18 protein-coding genes are annotated in these 15,944 nt (G+C 63.3%); 5 read left to right on the forward strand and 13 right to left on the reverse strand.

Annotated features, from left to right (window positions below; all coding sequences use genetic code 11):
* Positions 1 to 175: 175 nt before the first annotated feature.
* Positions 176 to 1,267 (reverse strand): tartrate dehydrogenase, encoded by a 1,092-nt coding sequence (locus tag AB1N67_RS10180; protein WP_043212680.1) that lies wholly within the window; start codon positions 1,265 to 1,267, stop codon positions 176 to 178.
* A gap of 99 nt (positions 1,268 to 1,366) precedes the next feature.
* On the opposite strand from AB1N67_RS10180, the gene AB1N67_RS10185 reads away from it, so the two are divergent.
* Positions 1,367 to 2,278, forward strand: a complete 912-nt coding sequence (locus AB1N67_RS10185) for a LysR substrate-binding domain-containing protein (RefSeq protein WP_043212682.1) — start codon at positions 1,367 to 1,369, stop codon at positions 2,276 to 2,278.
* A gap of 136 nt (positions 2,279 to 2,414) precedes the next feature.
* On the opposite strand, the gene AB1N67_RS10190 is transcribed toward AB1N67_RS10185, so the two are convergent.
* The 5 genes from AB1N67_RS10190 to ribBA all read right to left on the reverse strand — a co-directional run bounded on the left by AB1N67_RS10190 (position 2,415) and on the right by ribBA (position 7,789).
* Positions 2,415 to 3,563, reverse strand: a complete 1,149-nt coding sequence (locus AB1N67_RS10190; RefSeq protein ID WP_070575279.1) for an ABC transporter ATP-binding protein — start codon at positions 3,561 to 3,563, stop codon at positions 2,415 to 2,417.
* Positions 3,564 to 3,582: 19 nt separating this feature from the next.
* On the reverse strand, positions 3,583 to 4,392 hold the full coding sequence (locus AB1N67_RS10195; protein WP_043212685.1) for an ABC transporter permease: 810 nt from the start codon (positions 4,390 to 4,392) through the stop codon (positions 3,583 to 3,585).
* 6 nt (positions 4,393 to 4,398) lie between these two features.
* Complete coding sequence (locus AB1N67_RS10200; RefSeq protein ID WP_367863775.1) at positions 4,399 to 5,316, reverse strand: ABC transporter permease; 918 nt, start codon at positions 5,314 to 5,316, stop codon at positions 4,399 to 4,401.
* Positions 5,313 to 6,338 carry a polyamine ABC transporter substrate-binding protein gene (locus AB1N67_RS10205; protein ID WP_070575286.1) on the reverse strand — a complete coding sequence of 342 codons (1,026 nt, stop codon included), beginning with the start codon at positions 6,336 to 6,338 and terminating at the stop codon, positions 5,313 to 5,315. Before AB1N67_RS10205 ends, AB1N67_RS10200 begins: the two co-directional genes overlap by 4 nt.
* A 329-nt stretch (positions 6,339 to 6,667) precedes the next feature.
* Positions 6,668 to 7,789: a bifunctional 3,4-dihydroxy-2-butanone-4-phosphate synthase/GTP cyclohydrolase II gene (gene ribBA / locus AB1N67_RS10210; RefSeq protein WP_070575289.1), complete on the reverse strand. Its 1,122-nt coding sequence runs from the start codon at positions 7,787 to 7,789 to the stop codon at positions 6,668 to 6,670.
* A 77-nt stretch (positions 7,790 to 7,866) separates the two neighbouring features.
* On the opposite strand from ribBA, the gene AB1N67_RS10215 reads away from it, so the two are divergent.
* The gene (locus tag AB1N67_RS10215; RefSeq protein ID WP_043212693.1) at positions 7,867 to 8,160 is read left to right on the forward strand and encodes a DUF1330 domain-containing protein; all 294 of its coding nucleotides are present in this window, start codon (positions 7,867 to 7,869) and stop codon (positions 8,158 to 8,160) included.
* 27 nt (positions 8,161 to 8,187) lie between these two features.
* Here the strand turns inward: AB1N67_RS10215 and AB1N67_RS10220 are convergent, their stop codons facing one another.
* Both AB1N67_RS10220 and AB1N67_RS10225 read right to left on the reverse strand, forming a co-directional pair.
* A complete protein-coding gene (locus tag AB1N67_RS10220; RefSeq protein WP_043212747.1) occupies positions 8,188 to 9,540 on the reverse strand; it encodes an SPFH domain-containing protein in 1,353 nt (450 codons plus the stop codon).
* 153 nt (positions 9,541 to 9,693) lie between these two features.
* Complete coding sequence (locus AB1N67_RS10225) at positions 9,694 to 11,106, reverse strand: cytosine permease (protein WP_043212695.1); 1,413 nt, start codon at positions 11,104 to 11,106, stop codon at positions 9,694 to 9,696.
* A gap of 239 nt (positions 11,107 to 11,345) precedes the next feature.
* Between AB1N67_RS10225 and AB1N67_RS10230 the strand changes: the two genes are divergently transcribed.
* Positions 11,346 to 11,849, forward strand: a complete 504-nt coding sequence (locus AB1N67_RS10230) for an antitoxin Xre/MbcA/ParS toxin-binding domain-containing protein (protein WP_367863776.1) — start codon at positions 11,346 to 11,348, stop codon at positions 11,847 to 11,849.
* Positions 11,849 to 12,319, forward strand: a complete 471-nt coding sequence (locus AB1N67_RS10235; RefSeq protein ID WP_253132673.1) for an RES family NAD+ phosphorylase — start codon at positions 11,849 to 11,851, stop codon at positions 12,317 to 12,319. Before AB1N67_RS10230 ends, AB1N67_RS10235 begins: the two co-directional genes overlap by 1 nt.
* 6 nt (positions 12,320 to 12,325) lie before the next feature.
* On the opposite strand, the gene AB1N67_RS10240 is transcribed toward AB1N67_RS10235, so the two are convergent.
* A complete protein-coding gene (locus AB1N67_RS10240) occupies positions 12,326 to 12,778 on the reverse strand; it encodes an Lrp/AsnC family transcriptional regulator (protein WP_367863777.1) in 453 nt (150 codons plus the stop codon).
* A 110-nt stretch (positions 12,779 to 12,888) separates the two neighbouring features.
* Here AB1N67_RS10240 and AB1N67_RS10245 point away from each other — a divergent pair, with 110 nt between their 5' ends.
* Positions 12,889 to 13,503, forward strand: coding sequence for a LysE family translocator (locus AB1N67_RS10245; protein WP_090342185.1), 615 nt, complete (start codon positions 12,889 to 12,891; stop codon positions 13,501 to 13,503).
* 30 nt (positions 13,504 to 13,533) lie between these two features.
* Here the strand turns inward: AB1N67_RS10245 and AB1N67_RS10250 are convergent, their stop codons facing one another.
* The 4 genes from AB1N67_RS10250 to AB1N67_RS10265 form a co-directional block, all read right to left on the reverse strand.
* Positions 13,534 to 14,097, reverse strand: coding sequence for an NUDIX hydrolase (locus tag AB1N67_RS10250; RefSeq protein WP_043212704.1), 564 nt, complete (start codon positions 14,095 to 14,097; stop codon positions 13,534 to 13,536).
* A gap of 2 nt (positions 14,098 to 14,099) precedes the next feature.
* Positions 14,100 to 14,852: a GntR family transcriptional regulator gene (locus AB1N67_RS10255; protein ID WP_043212706.1), complete on the reverse strand. Its 753-nt coding sequence runs from the start codon at positions 14,850 to 14,852 to the stop codon at positions 14,100 to 14,102.
* A gap of 90 nt (positions 14,853 to 14,942) precedes the next feature.
* The gene (locus AB1N67_RS10260) at positions 14,943 to 15,332 is read right to left on the reverse strand and encodes a carboxymuconolactone decarboxylase family protein (RefSeq protein WP_043212708.1); all 390 of its coding nucleotides are present in this window, start codon (positions 15,330 to 15,332) and stop codon (positions 14,943 to 14,945) included.
* A 122-nt stretch (positions 15,333 to 15,454) separates the two neighbouring features.
* Positions 15,455 to 15,940, reverse strand: coding sequence for a flavin reductase family protein (locus AB1N67_RS10265; protein ID WP_043212710.1), 486 nt, complete (start codon positions 15,938 to 15,940; stop codon positions 15,455 to 15,457).
* Positions 15,941 to 15,944: the final 4 nt, after the last annotated feature.

Here is a 15,944-nt window from a genome sequence, read left to right on the forward strand (position 1 = left end):
ACCTAAAGTTTACGCATATCTTTTGGTTAACGAAGTGTGCATTGAAATGGGGCAAAACTGCAATAGGATCGTCAGACAATCTGATGGTTGGTGGCGTCTATTTCGCGGGTAAACCCGCTCCTCCAGGGTCGCGGGGCCTGGCGAGCGGGTTTATTTGCTAATGGACGCCGCCGAATCAGGCCCCCAGCAGTTCTGCGATGGCCTTGCCGACTTCCTGGGTCGAGCGGTTCCCGCCCATGTCGCGGGTGGTATCGCCGTTGGCGATGACCGTCTCGATGGCCTTGAGGATGTCGTCGTGAGCGGCCTGGTAGCGGGCGTCTTCACTGTCCTTGCCGAGGAATTCGAGCATCAGCGCGCCGGACCAGATCATGGCGATCGGGTTGGCGATGTTCTTGCCGTAGATGTCCGGCGCCGAGCCGTGTACCGGTTCGAACAGCGATGGGAACTTGCGCTCCGGGTTGAGGTTGGCCGACGGTGCGATACCGATGGTGCCCGCGCAGGCCGGGCCCAGATCCGAGAGGATGTCGCCGAACAGGTTGGACGCCACCACCACGTCGAAGCGTTCCGGCTGCAGCACGAAGCGGGCGCAGAGGATGTCGATGTGCTGTTTGTCCCAGCTGATCTCTGGGTAGTTGGCTGCCATGGCGGCGGTGCGCTCGTCCCAGTAAGGCATGCTCACGGCCATGCCGTTGGACTTGGTCGCGGAGGTGACGTGCTTGCGCTCGCGGGTCTGGGCCACGTCGAACGCGTACTTGAGGATGCGGTCCACACCACGGCGGGTGAACACCGACTCCTGCAGGACGAACTCGTTCTCGGTGTTCTCGAACATGCGACCGCCCAGGGAGGAGTACTCGCCTTCGGTGTTTTCGCGAATCACCACGAAGTCGATGTCACCCGGTTGCTTGTTGGCCAGCGGGCAGGGCACGCCAGGGAACAGGCGAACCGGACGGATGTTCACGTACTGGTCGAAGTCGCGGCGGAACTTGAGCAGCGAGCCCCACAGGGAAATGTGGTCCGGGACTTTGTCTGGCCAGCCGACCGCACCGAAGTACAGGGCGTCGAAGCCCTTGAGCTGTTCGAACCAGTCGTCGGGCATCATCTTGCCGTGAGCCAGATAGTAGTCACAGCTGGCCCACTCGAAGAATTCGATCTCAAGGTTCAGGCCATGTTTGCGCGCGGCGGCTTCGACCACGCGGATGCCTTCGGGGAGGACTTCGTTGCCGATGCCGTCACCGGGGATGGCGGCGATTTTGAAGGTCTTGCTCATGGGGGCGCACTCGCTGTTCTGGGTAACGGATGCTGGCCATGCTATAAGGACGCTAACCGGAGATAATCTGGTGAATCATCAATTCTTGGTGCACGAATCGTGAATAATCTGCCTAACCTTGACGACCTGGATATCTTCCTGCAGGTGGCGCGCCGCGCCAGCTTCGCCGCCGTGGCCGACGAGCGCGGCATGTCGGCTGCCTTTGTCAGCAAGCGTATTCGTCTGCTTGAGGAGAATCTCGGTGTGCGCCTGCTGCACCGCACCACCCGGCGGGTGACGGTGAGCGAGGAGGGCGAGCGGGTGTACCAGTGGGCGCTGCAGATCTTCGAATCCCTGCAACGCATGGACGATGACCTCAACGCTGGCCAGCGCGAACCGGCCGGGCAGTTGCGTATCGCCAGCAGCCTGGGGCTGGGCCGACGCTTCGTGGCGCCTGCGCTGTCGGAGCTGGCGGCGCGCTACCCGAAGCTGGATATCCGCCTGGATGTGCATGACCGCCTGATCGACCTGATTGCCGAGGGGGTGGACCTGGACATTCGCGTGGGCAACGTCATTGCGCCGAACCTGATCGCCAAGCTCCTGGCGCGCAACCGTCGGGTGCTGTGCGCGGCACCTGGCTACCTGGCGCGCAGGGGCACGCCCAAAAGCCTGGCGGATCTGGCCAGCCATGACTGCCTGGTGATCAAGGAGCGTGACCACCCGTTTGGTGTATGGCACCTGGAGGGACCAGGCGGCGAGCAAAGCGTGCGGGTGACCGGCCCGTTGTCCAGCAACCATGGCGAGGTGGCGCACCAATGGTGCCTGGATGGGCGGGGCATCCTGTTGCGCTCATGGTGGGATGTGCACGACAACCTTGCCGACGGGCGACTGGTTCAGGTGCTGGAGGACTACCAGCAGGCGGCGGACATCTGGGCGGTGTACACCACGCCCCTGGCCGGGTCGGCCAAGGTGCGGGTGGCGGTGGAGTTCTTCCGGCAGTACTTCGCCGAGCGATATCAGCTGCCTGTGTGAGCCTTGATGTTCAGCGTTGTTGCGTTCGCGGGTAAACCCGCTCCCACAGGGACAGCGGTGTCATTGAGAGCACCGCAGAGCCTGTGGGAGCGGGCTTAGCCATGAAAGGGCCAGTACGCTCTGCGCCTAACCCTGCTCAATGCGCTCCGGCAGCTTTGCTCAGGTCACTCTCGGCCCATTCGGTGTAGATGCAGGCATCAGCCACTGCCCAGCGGACCTTCACGGTATCTCCGGGCTGCATCGGCATGCCGGCTGCCGACAGCGCCTTGACGGTCATTTCGGTGCCGCCGACAGTCACCACATGGCAGGTCTGGCTCTCGCCGAGGAACAACACTTCCCCTACCTTGGCGGTCACTTCGTTCCAGCCGGCGGGCAATGGCTCGCGGGCTGCCTGCTCGGCGCTCAAGGCCAGGGCTTTTTCCGGGCGCACCATGATCAGCGCATCCTGCCCGGCATTAAGGCCCGTGGTCAGGCGGATCGCCAAGGACTGCCCTTCGAACGCGGCCGCGCCATGGCTGCTGGCCTTGACCCGCAGGAAGTTGGAATTGCCCAAAAACGATGCTACGAAGGCATTCGGCGGGTTCTGGTACAGGTCATAACCCGTGCCCAGGCCGACGATCTTGCCGTGGCTGAAGATCGCGATGCGCTGGGACAGGCGCATGGCTTCTTCCTGGTCGTGGGTCACGTAGACGATGGTGATCCCCAGGCGGCGGTGCAACTGGCGCAGTTCGTCCTGCAGGTCTTCGCGCAGCTTCTTGTCCAGCGCGCCAAGGGGCTCGTCCATCAGCAGGATGCGCGGCTCGTACACCAGCGCCCGGGCAATGGCCACGCGTTGCTGCTGACCACCGGAGAGCTGGGCGGGGCGGCGGTGGGCGAACTTTTCCAGCTGCACCAGCTTGAGCATGGCGTCGACCCGCTTGGCGGTCTCGGCGGCGCTCTGCTTGCGGATCGCCAGGGGGAAGGCGATGTTGTCGCGCACCGACAGGTGCGGGAACAGCGAGTAGCGCTGGAACACCATGCCGATGTCACGCTTGTGCGGCGGCACTTTCACCAGCGATTGGCCGTCCACCAGGATTTCGCCACTGCTGGGGGTCTCGAAGCCTGCCAGCATGGACAGGGTGGTGGACTTGCCCGAGCCGCTGGAGCCGAGGAAGGTCAGGAACTCGCCGTCCTGGATCTCCAGGTTGATGTTGTCCACCGCGGCGAAGTCGCCGTAGTGCTTGTTCAGGTTGCGCAGGCTGACCAGGGTCTTGGCGGGCGCGGCATCTTTCATCACTGCACTCATTGTTGTTGTCTCCGGGCGCTCAGGCGCTGACTTCGTTGCGCCGGCGCAGGGCGGCGGCGATCACCATGACCAGGACCGACAGGCCGATCAGCAGCGTCGAGGCGACGGCGATCACTGGGGTCAGGTCCTGGCGCAGGGTGGTCCACATCTTCACGGGCAGGGTCTGCAGGGTTGGGCTGGCCATCATCACGCTGAGCACCACCTCGTCCCAAGAGACCAAAAAGGCGAACAGGCCACCGGCGATCATCCCTGGACGGATCGCCGGGAAGGTCACCTTGAAGATCGCCTGCAAGCGCGAGGCGCCGCAGATCACCGCGGCGTCCTCGATCGACTGGTCGAACAGCTTGAGCGAGTTGATGATCGAGATGATGGTGAAGGGCAGCGCGACGATGACGTGGCTGACCACGAAGGAGAACAGCGTGCCGGTGTAGCCGAGCTTGAGGAACAGCGCGTACACCGCCACGGCGATGATCACCAGCGGCACGATCATCGGCAGGGTGAACAGGCCATACAGCAGCTCGCGGCCTGGGAAGCGTCCGCGTACCAGGGCAAAGGCCGTGGGCAGGCCCAGCAGTACGGCGCAGATCGTGGTGAGCACGGCCACCTTGAGGCTGGCCAGGGCAGCGTCCATCCACTCGGGGTTGGAGAAGAACTGGCCGTACCACTTCAAGGTCCAGCCGGGTGGGGGGAACACCAGCCACTGGGACGAGCCGAACGACAGCAGCACGATGAACAGGATCGGCAGCAGCAGGAAGGCCGCGATCACCCCGGTGGTCAGGTACAGGCCCGTGCGCAGCGGCCGGCCCATGGCATTGGGAGTCAGGAGCATGGCGGTTTACCTCGCGTTGCCGACCGGGGATTCCGGCTGCAGCTTCAGGTAGAAGTAGAAGAGCACCAGGGTGATCAGTACCAGCAACGCGGCGGCGGCGCTGGCCAGGCCCCAGTTGAGGAACGATTGCACCTGCTGGACGATGAATTCGGGCAGCATCATGTTCTGTGCGCCGCCGAGCAGGGCGGGGGTCACGTAGTAACCGAGCGACATGACGAACACCATCAGCGCGCCGGAGAACAGCCCCGAGCGGCACAGTGGGATGAACACCTTCCAGAAGTTGGTCCAAGGGCTCGCGCCGCAGATCGAGCCGGCCTGCAGGACCATCGGGTCGATGGCCTGCATGGTCGCCTGCAGCGGCAGCACGATGAACGGAGTCATGATGTAGCTCATGCCGATCACCACGCCTGTGAGGTTGTGCACCATCTCCAGCGGCGCATCGATGATGCCCAGCGCCATCAACACCTTGTTGATCACCCCCGAGGCCTGCAGCAGCACCAGCCAGGAGTAGGTGCGGGCCAGCAGGCTGGTCCACATCGACAACAGTACGATGTTCAGCAGCCAGCGGCCCCAGCCGCGCGGCACCAGGGTGATCGCCCAAGCCAGCGGGAAGCCCAGCAGCACGCTGATCAGGGTCACCAAGCCCGCCACAGAGAAGGTGTTGAATAGCACCCGCGCATAAGCCGAATTGGCGAACAACTGCTCATAGTTGCCTAGCCCCGGTACGGGCTCCAACACCCCGCGCAGCAACAGGCCAATCAGCGGCGCGAAGAAGAACAGGCCCAGGAAAAGCAGCGCCGGCAGCAGATTGCGGCTGCCCCGCCAGCGCTGGCTCAGGGGAGGGCGGCGCACGGCCGCTCCCGGGGCGCCGGTGCCGCTAGGGGCACCTTGGGCGTTGTGCAAGGCGTTGATGGCGACTTTCATTTGACCAGCCACTCATTCCAGCGGGCCGCGATGGCCTGGCCGTTCTTCGCCCAGTAGGCGAAGTCCAGGGTCACCTGGTCCTGGGCATAGGCAGTCGGCAGGTTCGGTGCCAGCTCCGGCTTGAGCTGGGCGATGCTGTCGAGGTTGACCGGGGCGTAGGCGGTGAGATTGGCAAAGTCCGCTTGCCCCTTGGCGCTGCTGGCGTTGGCCAAGAACTTCATGGCCGCGTCCTTGTTCTTGGCGCCCTTGGGAATGACCAGGAAATCGGCCATGACCAGGTTCTGCTTCCAGCTCACGCCCACCGGCGCACCGTCCTGCTGCAAGGCGTAGACCCGACCGTTCCAGAACTGCCCGAGCGAGGCTTCACCGGAGGCAAGCAGTTGCTGGGACTGGGCGCCGCCGCCCCACCAGACGATGTCTTTCTTGATGGTGTCGAGCTTCTTGAAGGCGCGGTCCAGGTCCAGGGGGTAGAGTTTGTCCGCCGGTACGCCGTCGGCCAGCAGGGCCAGCTCCAAGACACCGGGGCTCGGCCATTTGTACAGGGCGCGCTTGCCGGGGTAGGTCTTGGTGTCGAACAGGGCCGACCAGTCCACCGGCTTGTTGGCGCCGAGCTTGCCTTCGTTGTAGCCGAGCACGAAGGAGAAGAAGAACGAGCCGACGCCATGGTCGGAAACGAATCGCGGGTCGATGCGGTCGCGCTGGATCGTGGTGAAGTCCAAAGGCTCAAGCAAGCCTTCGCTGGCGGCGCGCAGGGCGAAATCGGCTTCGACATCGACCACGTCCCACTGCACGTTGCCGCTCTCGACCATGGCCTTGAGCTTACCGTAGTCGGTGGGGCCGTCCTGCACGACCTTGATCTTGCTGCTTTCGCTGAAGGGTTCGGCCCATGCCTGTTTCTGGGCGTCCTGGGTGGTGCCGCCCCAGCTGACGAAGCTCATGCTGTCAGCAGCCAGGGTGGCTTGGCAGGCCAGGGAGAGCAGGCTGGCGGACAGCACTGCGGTGACTCGTTTGCTCAACAGCATGGTTAACGCCCTCATTGCTTTTGTTATTTGAGCGGGCTTCCTGTCGCCCGCCATGTATTCGGGGAGCAGCTTTCCAACGATGTCGCGTGGCCGTTGTTTGAAGTGTAGGTGCGGCCGGAAATCTAAGGTCTACGGAATATCATATTATGGTATTCCAAACTTTTCGCAAGAGGTCGAAGGCGACCGGCCATCACTAAAAACGCCGGCCCCACTCAGCGAAACGCCACGCCGTCCTCCAGGGGGACGGCGTGGCGTTCTCAAGCGGTGGGTTGTGGGTTTACCCGCGAAGCACACCGCAGAGCAGGACGGTGGCTGTCACGGGTGTCGGCTCAGTTGAACTCGGCGGGCTCGAAGGGAATGCTCTGCACCACCTCCAGCTCGTATCCGGCCAGGCCTGCGTATTTGAGCGGTGGCCCCAGGTGTCGCAGTTTGCCCACGCCCAAGTCCTGGAGAATCTGGGCGCCAGTGCCCACTTCGGAGTAGACCTTCGACTGGCCTCGTTGGAATGGCTTGATCGGCTGGGTCAGCTGCGGCACGCGTTCGAGCAGGGCCTGGGAGGACTCGTGGTTGGCCAGGATCACCACCACGCCCGTGCCTTCGGTGGCGACCTTTTGCAAGGCTGCCCACAAAGTCCAGTTGGCGGGCCCTGCGTATTCGGCGCCGACCAGGTCGCGTAAGGGGTCGATGACATGCACCCGTACCAGGGTCGGCTGTTCTCGACGGATATCACCCATCACCATGGCCATGTGCACGCCACCGTCGATGCGATCTTCGTAGGTCACCAGGCGGAAGGTACCGTGCACGGTGGGCAGTTCGCGCTCGCCGATGCGTTTGATGGTCTGCTCGTTGCTCAGCCGGTAGTGGATCAGGTCGGCGATGGTGCCGATCTTGATGCCGTGGCGTTCGGCGAACACTTCCAGGTCCGGGCGGCGCGCCATGGTGCCGTCGTCGTTGAGCACTTCGACGATCACCGAGGCGGGGGTGAATCCGGCCAGGCGCGCCAGGTCGCAGCCGGCTTCGGTGTGCCCGGCGCGGGTCAGCACGCCGCCTTCGCGGGCGCGCAAGGGGAAGATATGCCCTGGTTGGACGAGGTCCTCAGGACGTGCGTCGGGCGCCATGGCGGCGGCGACGGTACGGGCTCGGTCGGCGGCCGAGATGCCTGTGGTGACGCCGGTGGCGGCTTCGATAGAGACGGTGAACGCTGTGCTGAACACACTGCCGTTGGCCGGCACCATCTGCTCCAGGCCCAGACGTTGGCAGTGCTCGTCGGTCAGGGTCAGGCAGATCAGCCCGCGTGCCTCGCGGGCCATGAAGTTGATGGCCTGGGCGTCACAGCGCTCGGCGGCGATCAGCAGGTCGCCTTCGTTTTCACGGTCCTCGTCGTCCACCAGCAGGACCATCTTGCCCTGGCGGTAGTCCTCGAGGAGTTCTTCGATGCTGTTGAAAGCCATACTGCACACTCGCTGTGGTAGGGTGATCTTTATGGTATACCATCATACACAAATAACCGTTCACAGGAGAGCGATGGATGAAGGCCTACTGGATTGCCCACGTGAATGTCACCGATCCTGAGCAGTACCAGCACTACACCCAGCGCGCCCCCGCGGCCTTCGCCGCGTTCGGCGGGCGCCTGCTGGCCCGTGGCGGGCGCAGCGAGGCGATGGAAGGACGGCCCACGCCACAGCGTAGCGTGGTGATCGAGTTCGATTCATACGAACAGGCGGTGGCGTGCTACCGGTCCGAGGCATACCAGGAGGCTTGCCGGCATCGGCAGGGAGTGGCGACGGCCGAGGTGATCATCGTCGAGGGCATTGCGCCCTGAAACTACAAGGCGCAATGAGTGCAGGGCTCAGGGCGTCTTGAGATCGATTGCGAGGTCCTTGGCTGCCTTGGTGGCCAGTACACTCATGAGCTTGTTCATTTCATCCTGGCGACCGATGCCCGCTTCCGTGCCGCCCATCATCACATTGGGCACCGGGGCTCTGGCGGCGGCATCGGCCCAGGCCTTGTTGATCTGCACCAGCGCATCGAGCTTGTTCTGCAAGGCACCGTCAGCCTTCAGGGACGCCTCACGGGCGTAGGCTTCGGCGTCGGCGGTGATCTTGGTGGCCTCGGCATTGACCCGGGCCTTGTCGCGCAGCAGTTCGGCTGTCTGTTTGTCGATCTCGGCACGCCGCTTTTCTCGCTCGGCGTTGATCAGTGTGAGCTGTTTTTCCGTCTCGGCCTCGGTCGTGCGTTCGATCTGCTGGCGCAGGCTTTCCTGACGCTTGGCCTCGACATCCTTGGCTCCCCGGGCGGACACCAGCTCCTTTTCTTCCTCTTCCTTGAGGCGGTTCTGCCGGGCCACCGCCAGTTCCGCCAAGGCCTGTTGCACCCGGACCATCCGTTGCTGGTACTGAGGGTTGGGGTCGATGTGGGTGACCCGCGCATCGACGACTTCTACGCCATACAGGCGAAATTGCTGCTGCTTGCGTAGCTCCTGGCCGTGCTTGTCGAGTTTCTTCTCGATGATGAAGCGGGTGGCGGTGTTGTCGCCGAAGCTGCCTTGGTCGGTACCGGCCTGCAGGATGGCGGTCTGTGCCGGCAAGGCGTCGCGCTTGATACGCACTTCCTTGCGGCTGGTGAGGTACAGGCCATTGCGCAACTGGTTTTCGAATTCGGCGCCGAAGTGGCTGCGGTTACCCGCGTAGTAATCGTCTGCGCTCATCAACGAGGCTGTGGCCTGGAGGGTTTCCTTGACCGCGGGCAGCAAGGCGCGTTGCAGGAAGTTGTCTGGCGTTCGGTATTCCTGGGCGATCTTGAGGAAGGCCTCGCCCGATGGCAGGCGAAACTGCGTGCTGAACTCGGCCTTTGCATCGACGTTGCCCAGGAACACGATGGGCAGGTTTGGCAGGACGATCGAAGGCTGCCCGCTACGCCTGTCCTCCTGGATGTCCGCTTGCAGTGCGGACTGGACCCCGATGGTGCGGCGCCAGACCGTGCTGCGTCCGAACCACTTGGTGGCGTAGCCCACGTCCTCGACCACTTTCTCTTCGCCGAAGATCGTGCGCACATGGGTCATCTGACCCGCTTCGTTGTAGAAAAACACGCTATTGAACAGCACAGCCAGGCCGCCAAGGGCGAGTACCGGGAGGGTGACGGTGGTGACGAGCTTGCGGTTGATGCGAGGGGCGATGAACTTGACCAATGGAAGTTTTTGCATGGGGAACTCCTTGTCCGAGGAGCGGGCATGCTGGCGATCGGTTGCGTTGGTCACCATCAGGTGAATCAAGCGTCGCTGTAGGGGTTGTCGCAAATCAAGAAGAACAGAAGACCCGCCATGGCGGGTCTTCTGGGGTCAGGTGTCGTTGAGTGCTCAGACGCCAGCGGCGAGTTTGGCGCTCATTTGCCGGCGGCGGTAGGCGCTGTCCCGGGTCGCCAGCCACCAGTACAGTGGCGAGGTGACCAGCAGGCCCACCAGCCACGACAGGTCGGCGCCATCGATGTGGGCGGATACCGGGCCTACGTACAGCGGGGTGTTCATGAATGGGATCTGCACTGCGATACCCACCGCGTAGGCGATCAATGCCTGGGGGTTGTAGCGCCCGTAGATGCCCCCGTCGACCTTGAAGATCGACTGGATGTCATAGTCGCCTTTGTGAATGACGTAGAAATCGATCAGGTTGATCGCCGTCCAGGGCACCAACACCACCAACAGCACCAGGACCATGTCGACGAAGTGGCCGATGAAGTCCGCCGAGGCGAATACCGCCACCACGCAGCATGCCGCCAGCACGACCAGCGACAGTACCGCGCGGCTCTTGGCGGTGGGGATCCAGCGATAGGCGAAGGTCTGTACCAAGGTGATGATCGACAGTACCGCGCCATACAGGTTAAGGGCGTTGTGGCTGATCACGCTGAGCAGGAACAGCACCAGCATCAGTGGGCCGATGGCGCCGGTGGCGAGCTTGACGGCATCCATGGTGTCCATGCCCGCCGGGATCGCCAGTACCGCCACCGCACCGAACACGAACGACAGGCTCGAGCCCAAGGCCGAGCCCAGGTAGGTGGTCCAGAAGGTCGAGGACACCTTCACGTCGGCCGGTAGGTAGCGCGAGTAGTCCGACACATACGGGGCGAAGGCGATCTGCCACAGCGCTGCCAGCGACACGGTGGCCAGCCAGCCGGAGATGTTGAAGCTGCCGCGGGTCAGGAAGTCATCGCTTTGCACGTGGCTGAAGATGTAGCCAAAGCCCACCACGATGCCGATGCCCAGCACCCAGGTGCCGATGCGGTTTAGCACATGGATGAAGCGATAGCCGATGATGCCGATGATGCCCGAACCCAGCGCGCCGATGACGATGCCCACCGGGACCGGCACGGTATCGACCACGCCATGCAGCGACTTGCCGGCCAGCACGATGTTGGAGGCGAAGAAACCGATGTACATGACCCCGGCGATCACCACCACCAACAGTGCGCCGAGCGAGCCGAACTGGGCGCGGCTCTGGATCATCTGCGGGATGCCCATCTGTGGGCCCTGGGCCGAGTGCAGCGCCATCAACACGCCGCCGACCAAATGGCCGACCAGGATGGCGACGATGCCCCACACTAGGTTGAGGTGGAACAACTGCACGCCCAAGGCGCCGGTGACAATCGGCAGGGGGGCGATGTTGCCCCCGAACCAGAGGGTGAACAGATCCCTTACCTTTCCATGGCGGTCTTGCGGGGGCACGTATCCGATCGTGTGTTTTTCTATGAGAGGGGCCGATGTAGCTGCACGGGTCATGACGGACTCCAAGGCAGGGAGGGGCGCAGGAATGTGCCCGGGTGCGGGCCGGCAAAGGGCGACGCGTTCTTGTAAGCGCGATCATGAGGGGTGGGAGCGGATCGATAAATTAGTAAATATGTGCCTACAAACGTTAAAAAAACTAAGGCTGACAAACGGTTAGCAAACGGCCGATGCAAGGGCCGGGCAGGGGGTGTATCCTTCATTTGACGTTTGGGACTCATCAAATGAGGCTTTCCATGATCGAGACCACCAAAAAGCCCACGCCACGCCGCGCGCGTTACGCCACCATCGAAGGCGGACGCAAGGCCACGCCAGGCAGCGAAACCGCCGGGGTGTTCTGGGGCTATACACAGACTCATGACCAACGCACCGAAGCACAGCGCCTGGCGCAGATCCGCGACGGCTTGTCCGCCAAGTTCTACCTGGAAGTCAAGCGCTTGTTCGGCTTGCCCGAAAAACAAGTGGCCGAACTGTTCAATGCCTCGATCTCGACCCTTGAACGCCGTGTGCGGGACAACCAGCCACTCGATGCCGTGGCATCCGAGCGTCTGGACCGGATCGCCGAGATCACTCACCAGGCCGTGGCGGTGTTCGAGAGTGAGGAACAGGCTGTGGCCTGGATGTCCCGACCTAACGATGCCCTTGGCGTCATGACGCCGGTGATGCTGTGCCAGACCGAGATCGGTGCACGGCAAGTGCGTCGGGTGCTGGCGGCCCTGGAGTGGGGCGGCGTCGTCTGATGCTGGCCTGGCGTGTGGCCAAGGCCTCCCGGGCCGATGACCTGAGCGGCAAGGGAGCGGCCTTGGTTGGTGGCCGTTGGAACCAGGTCGATGTCCCTGCGCTGTACATGGGGCTATCACCGGCGATCTGCACCTTGGAGACGTTCGTGCATGCCGCCGGGCGTCCGCAGTTTCCCTTGAAGATCACCTGCTTCGAACTGCCTGACGACCCCGCCCTATACCTGGCGCCCGGGCCGCAGGACCTGCCGCCCGGCTGGGATGCGCTGCCCGCCGACAGCCCCAGCATGGCGTATGGCACGCGCTGGCTCCAGGCCCGCAGCCATTTGGGTCTGGTCGTGCCCTCGGTGGTGTTGCAGCTTGAACGCAACCTGGTGGTCAACCCCCTGCACCCGGCCGCGGCGCACATCCGGGTGCGCGAGGTGCTCGATTTCGCCTATGACGAGCGGATGTTCAAGGTACGCGAATTCTGAGGAGGCCTACATGGGCAATTGCCGATCCTGCAGCACTTCCTTCATGACCAAGGTGGAGCTCAGCCGCTGCACATTGGGGATGCTGGTGAGCTGTTCGTCGTACAGCTTCTGAAACGCCGGCAGATCGCGAGCGACCACATGCAGCAGGTAGTCCGGGTCGCCGAACAGACGCTGGGCTTCGACGATCTGTGGGATCGCTGCCACCGCAGCCTCGAAATCCGCTACCGGTTGGCGGGTGACCTCGCGCAGGGTGACGAACACCAGTGCGGCGAAGTTCAGGCCCAGCGCGCTGGGCGCCAAGCGTGCGTGATAGCCCAGGATGGCGCCGGATTCCTCCAAGGCTTTGAGACGACGGTGGCAGGGCGAGAGGCTCAGGCCTACACGATCGGCCAGTTCGGTCACCGAGAGGCGACCGTCTTTTTGTAGCTCGGAAAGAATCTTTCGATCTGTTCTATCCACCAGGGAGAACCTTCCATTTTTTTGAGCGATGGCGGGAATATACGAAAGAAAATCCCCCGTTGAAATCCGTACTCTTTTTTCACCCAACCGAGTGTGAAGGAAGATTCAACGTGGCAATCAGTGTGTTGACGGCGTTCTGGGCTGTGTCGATGTTGTTCGTGATCACCCCTGGCGCGGACTGGGCCTATGCCATCTCGGCGGGCATGCGCGGACGCTGGGTGATGCCAGCGGTGGCAGGGATGCTGTCGGGGCATTTTGCGGCGACCTTGATCGTTGCGGCGGGGGTGGGCAGCTTGATCGCCGGGCATCCGCTGGCGCTGTCGTTGCTGACGTTGGCCGGTTGCATCTACCTGCTGTGGTTGGGCGCCAACTTGTTGCTGAGTCCGTCGGTGCCACAGGCGGGCGCATCGCACAGCCAGGAGAGCGGATCTCGCTGGGCACTGAAAGGGTTTTGCGTGAGCGGCCTGAACCCCAAGGTGTTCTTGCTGTTCGTTGCGCTGTTGCCGCAATTCACCGACCCGGCATCGAGCTGGCCGGTGTGGATGCAGATATTGCTGCTGGGCCTGGTGCACTTGGCCAGTTCGCTGGTGGTGTACCTGATGGTGGGTTACGGGGCCAAGGCCGTGCTGCGCACTCGGCCGGCGGCGGCCAAGGTCGTGGGGCGAGTGTCGGGGCTGGTGATGATCCTGATTGCGCTGGGGCTGATTGCAGGGCAGATGCGCTGAAGCTGCCGGCTGTGACGCGGGGCGCGTCGATCAGCGGATGAAATGCACCTTGCCGGTATCGTCGTTGCCCATGTAGATGCCATAGACCCCCGCCTGGCGTTCGAGGATATAGCGCTCGAGAATCTGCCGGATGGCGGGGTAGTAGATCTCGTCCCAGGGGATCTGGTCGGGCTCGAAGAAGCGGTAGGCGAGGGTCTCGGGGCCGTGCTGGCCGGTCTCTTCCGTGGCGATGGCGCGGAAGATGATGTACACCTCGCTGATCTTGGGCACGCTGAAGATCGAATAGGGCGAGACGATCTCGCCGCGCACGCCGCTTTCTTCCCAGACCTCGCGCAGGGCCGCCTGTTCGGTGGTTTCGCCGGCCTCCATGAAGCCTGCGGGCAAGGTCCAGGTGCCGGGGCGTGGCGGGATCGCGCGCTGGCACAACAGGTACTTGCCGTCACGCTCGATGATGCATCCAGCGATGATCTTGGGGTTGATGTAGTGGACGTAGCCGCACCCGGTGCAATGCAGGCGCTCGTGGGTGTCGCCGCTGGGAACGCCCCGGGCAAGCGCAGTGGTGCAGTGCGGGCAGTAGCGCGGGGCGGCGGGCATGATCAGCGGCCTATGCGAGGATCTTTGAGGGCCAGGGGTTCGACGATGTCACGGACCTTGGCGTTGTCGTCCTGCTTCTGGCGCAGGTAATCCAGAGCCACCTTGGCGGCGGCGCGCACATGGTCGACCGAGGCCTGGTGGGCGAGCTGGGGATTGCCGGTCTTGATCGCCTCGACGATCTTTTCCATTTCCCGGTTGCTGGCGCCGCGACGGTTCTGCTGGGACACCGAGGTGGCGCGCAGGTAGCTGATGCGTGCCTGCAACTGGCGCAACTGCTGGGCGGCGACTTGGTTGCCGGAGCCTTCCAGGAGCACGTCGTAGAAGCCTTGCACCGATTCGAGCACCTGTTGCAGCTCGCCTTCTTCGAGGGCTTCGCGGTTGACCTCCAGGGCGCGCTCCAAGGCGCGGATGTCCTTGGCCTTGGCATTGAGGGTGAACAGCTGGACGATCAGGCCTTCGAGCACGCAGCGCAGTTCATAGATGTCGCGGGCGTCTTCGAGCGTGATGATCGCCACCCGTGGGCCCTTGGCATCGGCGAATTCCACCAGGCCTTCGGATTCCAGGTGGCGCAGGGCTTCACGCACCGAGGTGCGGCTGACACCGAGGCGGTCGCACAGGTCGCGCTCGACCAGGCGATCGCCGGGCAGCAGGTGGAAGTTCATGATCGCCCCGCGCAGTTTGTCGAGTACGATTTCGCGCAGGGTAACGGGGTTGCGGTTGACCTTGAAGCTGTCGTCGAGAGGCTGGCGTTTCATCGATTGCGCTCTGAATGAGGCTGCCTGGCCACAACTTGAGAGCACCACGAACCTGGGGCGCTCTCCTTGCGTGGTTCGAACAGCCCGCTGTTAACGGGTTGACTCCGCATCGGCCTCGGCGAACGCTTCGCGGGCCAGGCGGAAGCTGTCCACCGCCGCGGGCACGCCGCAATAAATGCCGACCTGGAGCAGGATCTCGCGTATCTGTTCACGGCTCAGGCCATTTCGCAAGGCGCCGCGAATGTGCAGCTTGAGCTCGTGGGGCCGGTTGAGCGCGGAAATCATGGCCAAGTTTATCATGCTGCGCTCTTTGAGCGACAAGCCGTCGCGGCCCCAGACGTGGCCCCAGCAATACTCGGTGACCAGCTCCTGCAAGGGCTTGCTGAAGTCGTCGGCGTTCTGGATCGAGCGGTTGACATAGTCCTCGCCCAGCACTTGGGTGCGGATCTTCAGGCCTTTCTCGTACTTCTCGTTGCTCATTGCCGTGCTCCTGCATGAAAAAAGGGGCCGCAACCGAAGGTGAGGGGGAGGATGCGCGGCCCCCGGAAACAGGGAACGGCGTTGGTTTATTCGCGGGTAGACCAACGCCGTCCGTTCAGGTCTCAACCCAGCGGCGGCAGCGCGCCGAGCTTGCCCTTGTGATAGACCATCGGCGTGACCGGTTCGGGCGGCAGCACCAGGTTCTTCACCTGGCCAACGATGATCGCGTGGTCACCGCCGTCGTACTCGCGCCACAGTTCACATTCGATGATTGCCGTGGCCTTGGCCAGCAGAGGGTTGCCCAGCTCGCTCAGGTGCCACTCGATGCCGTTGGCCTTGTCCTTGCCCTTGCCGGCGAAGGCATAGGCCTCGGCGGTCTGGTCGGCGGACAGCAAGTGAATGGCGAATTGCTTGCTGTCACGCAGGATCGGGTAGGTGTCGGAGGCGTAGTTGGGGCAGAACAGCACCAGCGCCGGGTCGATCGACAGCGCGCTGAACGCGCTGGCGGTGATGCCGACGATGCCGCCTTCGGCGTCCAGGGTGGTGACCACCGTGACGCCGGACGGGAAGGAGCCCATCACGTCTTTGTAGATGCCAGGTTCGATCATCTTG

This window comes from Pseudomonas guariconensis (genome assembly GCF_040822035.1).
In the GTDB taxonomy this organism is placed as follows: domain Bacteria; phylum Pseudomonadota; class Gammaproteobacteria; order Pseudomonadales; family Pseudomonadaceae; genus Aquipseudomonas; species Aquipseudomonas guariconensis.

Bases quoted from the DNA above. Each gene is read 5' to 3' on its own strand.
- AB1N67_RS10255 (WP_043212706.1), bottom strand. From the start codon at position 14,852: ATGAAACGCCAGCCTCTCGACGACAGCTTCAAGGTCAACCGCAACCCC.
- AB1N67_RS10190 (WP_070575279.1), bottom strand. From the start codon at position 3,563: ATGAGTGCAGTGATGAAAGATGCCGCGCCCGCCAAGACCCTGGTCAGC.
- AB1N67_RS10215 (WP_043212693.1), top strand. From the start codon at position 7,867: ATGAAGGCCTACTGGATTGCCCACGTGAATGTCACCGATCCTGAGCAG.
- AB1N67_RS10200 (WP_367863775.1), bottom strand. From the start codon at position 5,316: ATGAAAGTCGCCATCAACGCCTTGCACAACGCCCAAGGTGCCCCTAGC.
- AB1N67_RS10250 (WP_043212704.1), bottom strand. From the start codon at position 14,097: ATGCCCGCCGCCCCGCGCTACTGCCCGCACTGCACCACTGCGCTTGCC.
- AB1N67_RS10195 (WP_043212685.1), bottom strand. From the start codon at position 4,392: ATGCTCCTGACTCCCAATGCCATGGGCCGGCCGCTGCGCACGGGCCTG.
- AB1N67_RS10230 (WP_367863776.1), top strand. From the start codon at position 11,346: ATGATCGAGACCACCAAAAAGCCCACGCCACGCCGCGCGCGTTACGCC.
- AB1N67_RS10225 (WP_043212695.1), bottom strand. From the start codon at position 11,106: ATGACCCGTGCAGCTACATCGGCCCCTCTCATAGAAAAACACACGATC.
- ribBA (WP_070575289.1), bottom strand. From the start codon at position 7,789: ATGGCTTTCAACAGCATCGAAGAACTCCTCGAGGACTACCGCCAGGGC.
- AB1N67_RS10235 (WP_253132673.1), top strand. From the start codon at position 11,849: ATGCTGGCCTGGCGTGTGGCCAAGGCCTCCCGGGCCGATGACCTGAGC.
- AB1N67_RS10220 (WP_043212747.1), bottom strand. From the start codon at position 9,540: ATGCAAAAACTTCCATTGGTCAAGTTCATCGCCCCTCGCATCAACCGC.
- AB1N67_RS10265 (WP_043212710.1), bottom strand. From the start codon at position 15,940: ATGATCGAACCTGGCATCTACAAAGACGTGATGGGCTCCTTCCCGTCC.
- AB1N67_RS10260 (WP_043212708.1), bottom strand. From the start codon at position 15,332: ATGAGCAACGAGAAGTACGAGAAAGGCCTGAAGATCCGCACCCAAGTG.
- AB1N67_RS10205 (WP_070575286.1), bottom strand. From the start codon at position 6,338: ATGCTGTTGAGCAAACGAGTCACCGCAGTGCTGTCCGCCAGCCTGCTC.
- AB1N67_RS10180 (WP_043212680.1), bottom strand. From the start codon at position 1,267: ATGAGCAAGACCTTCAAAATCGCCGCCATCCCCGGTGACGGCATCGGC.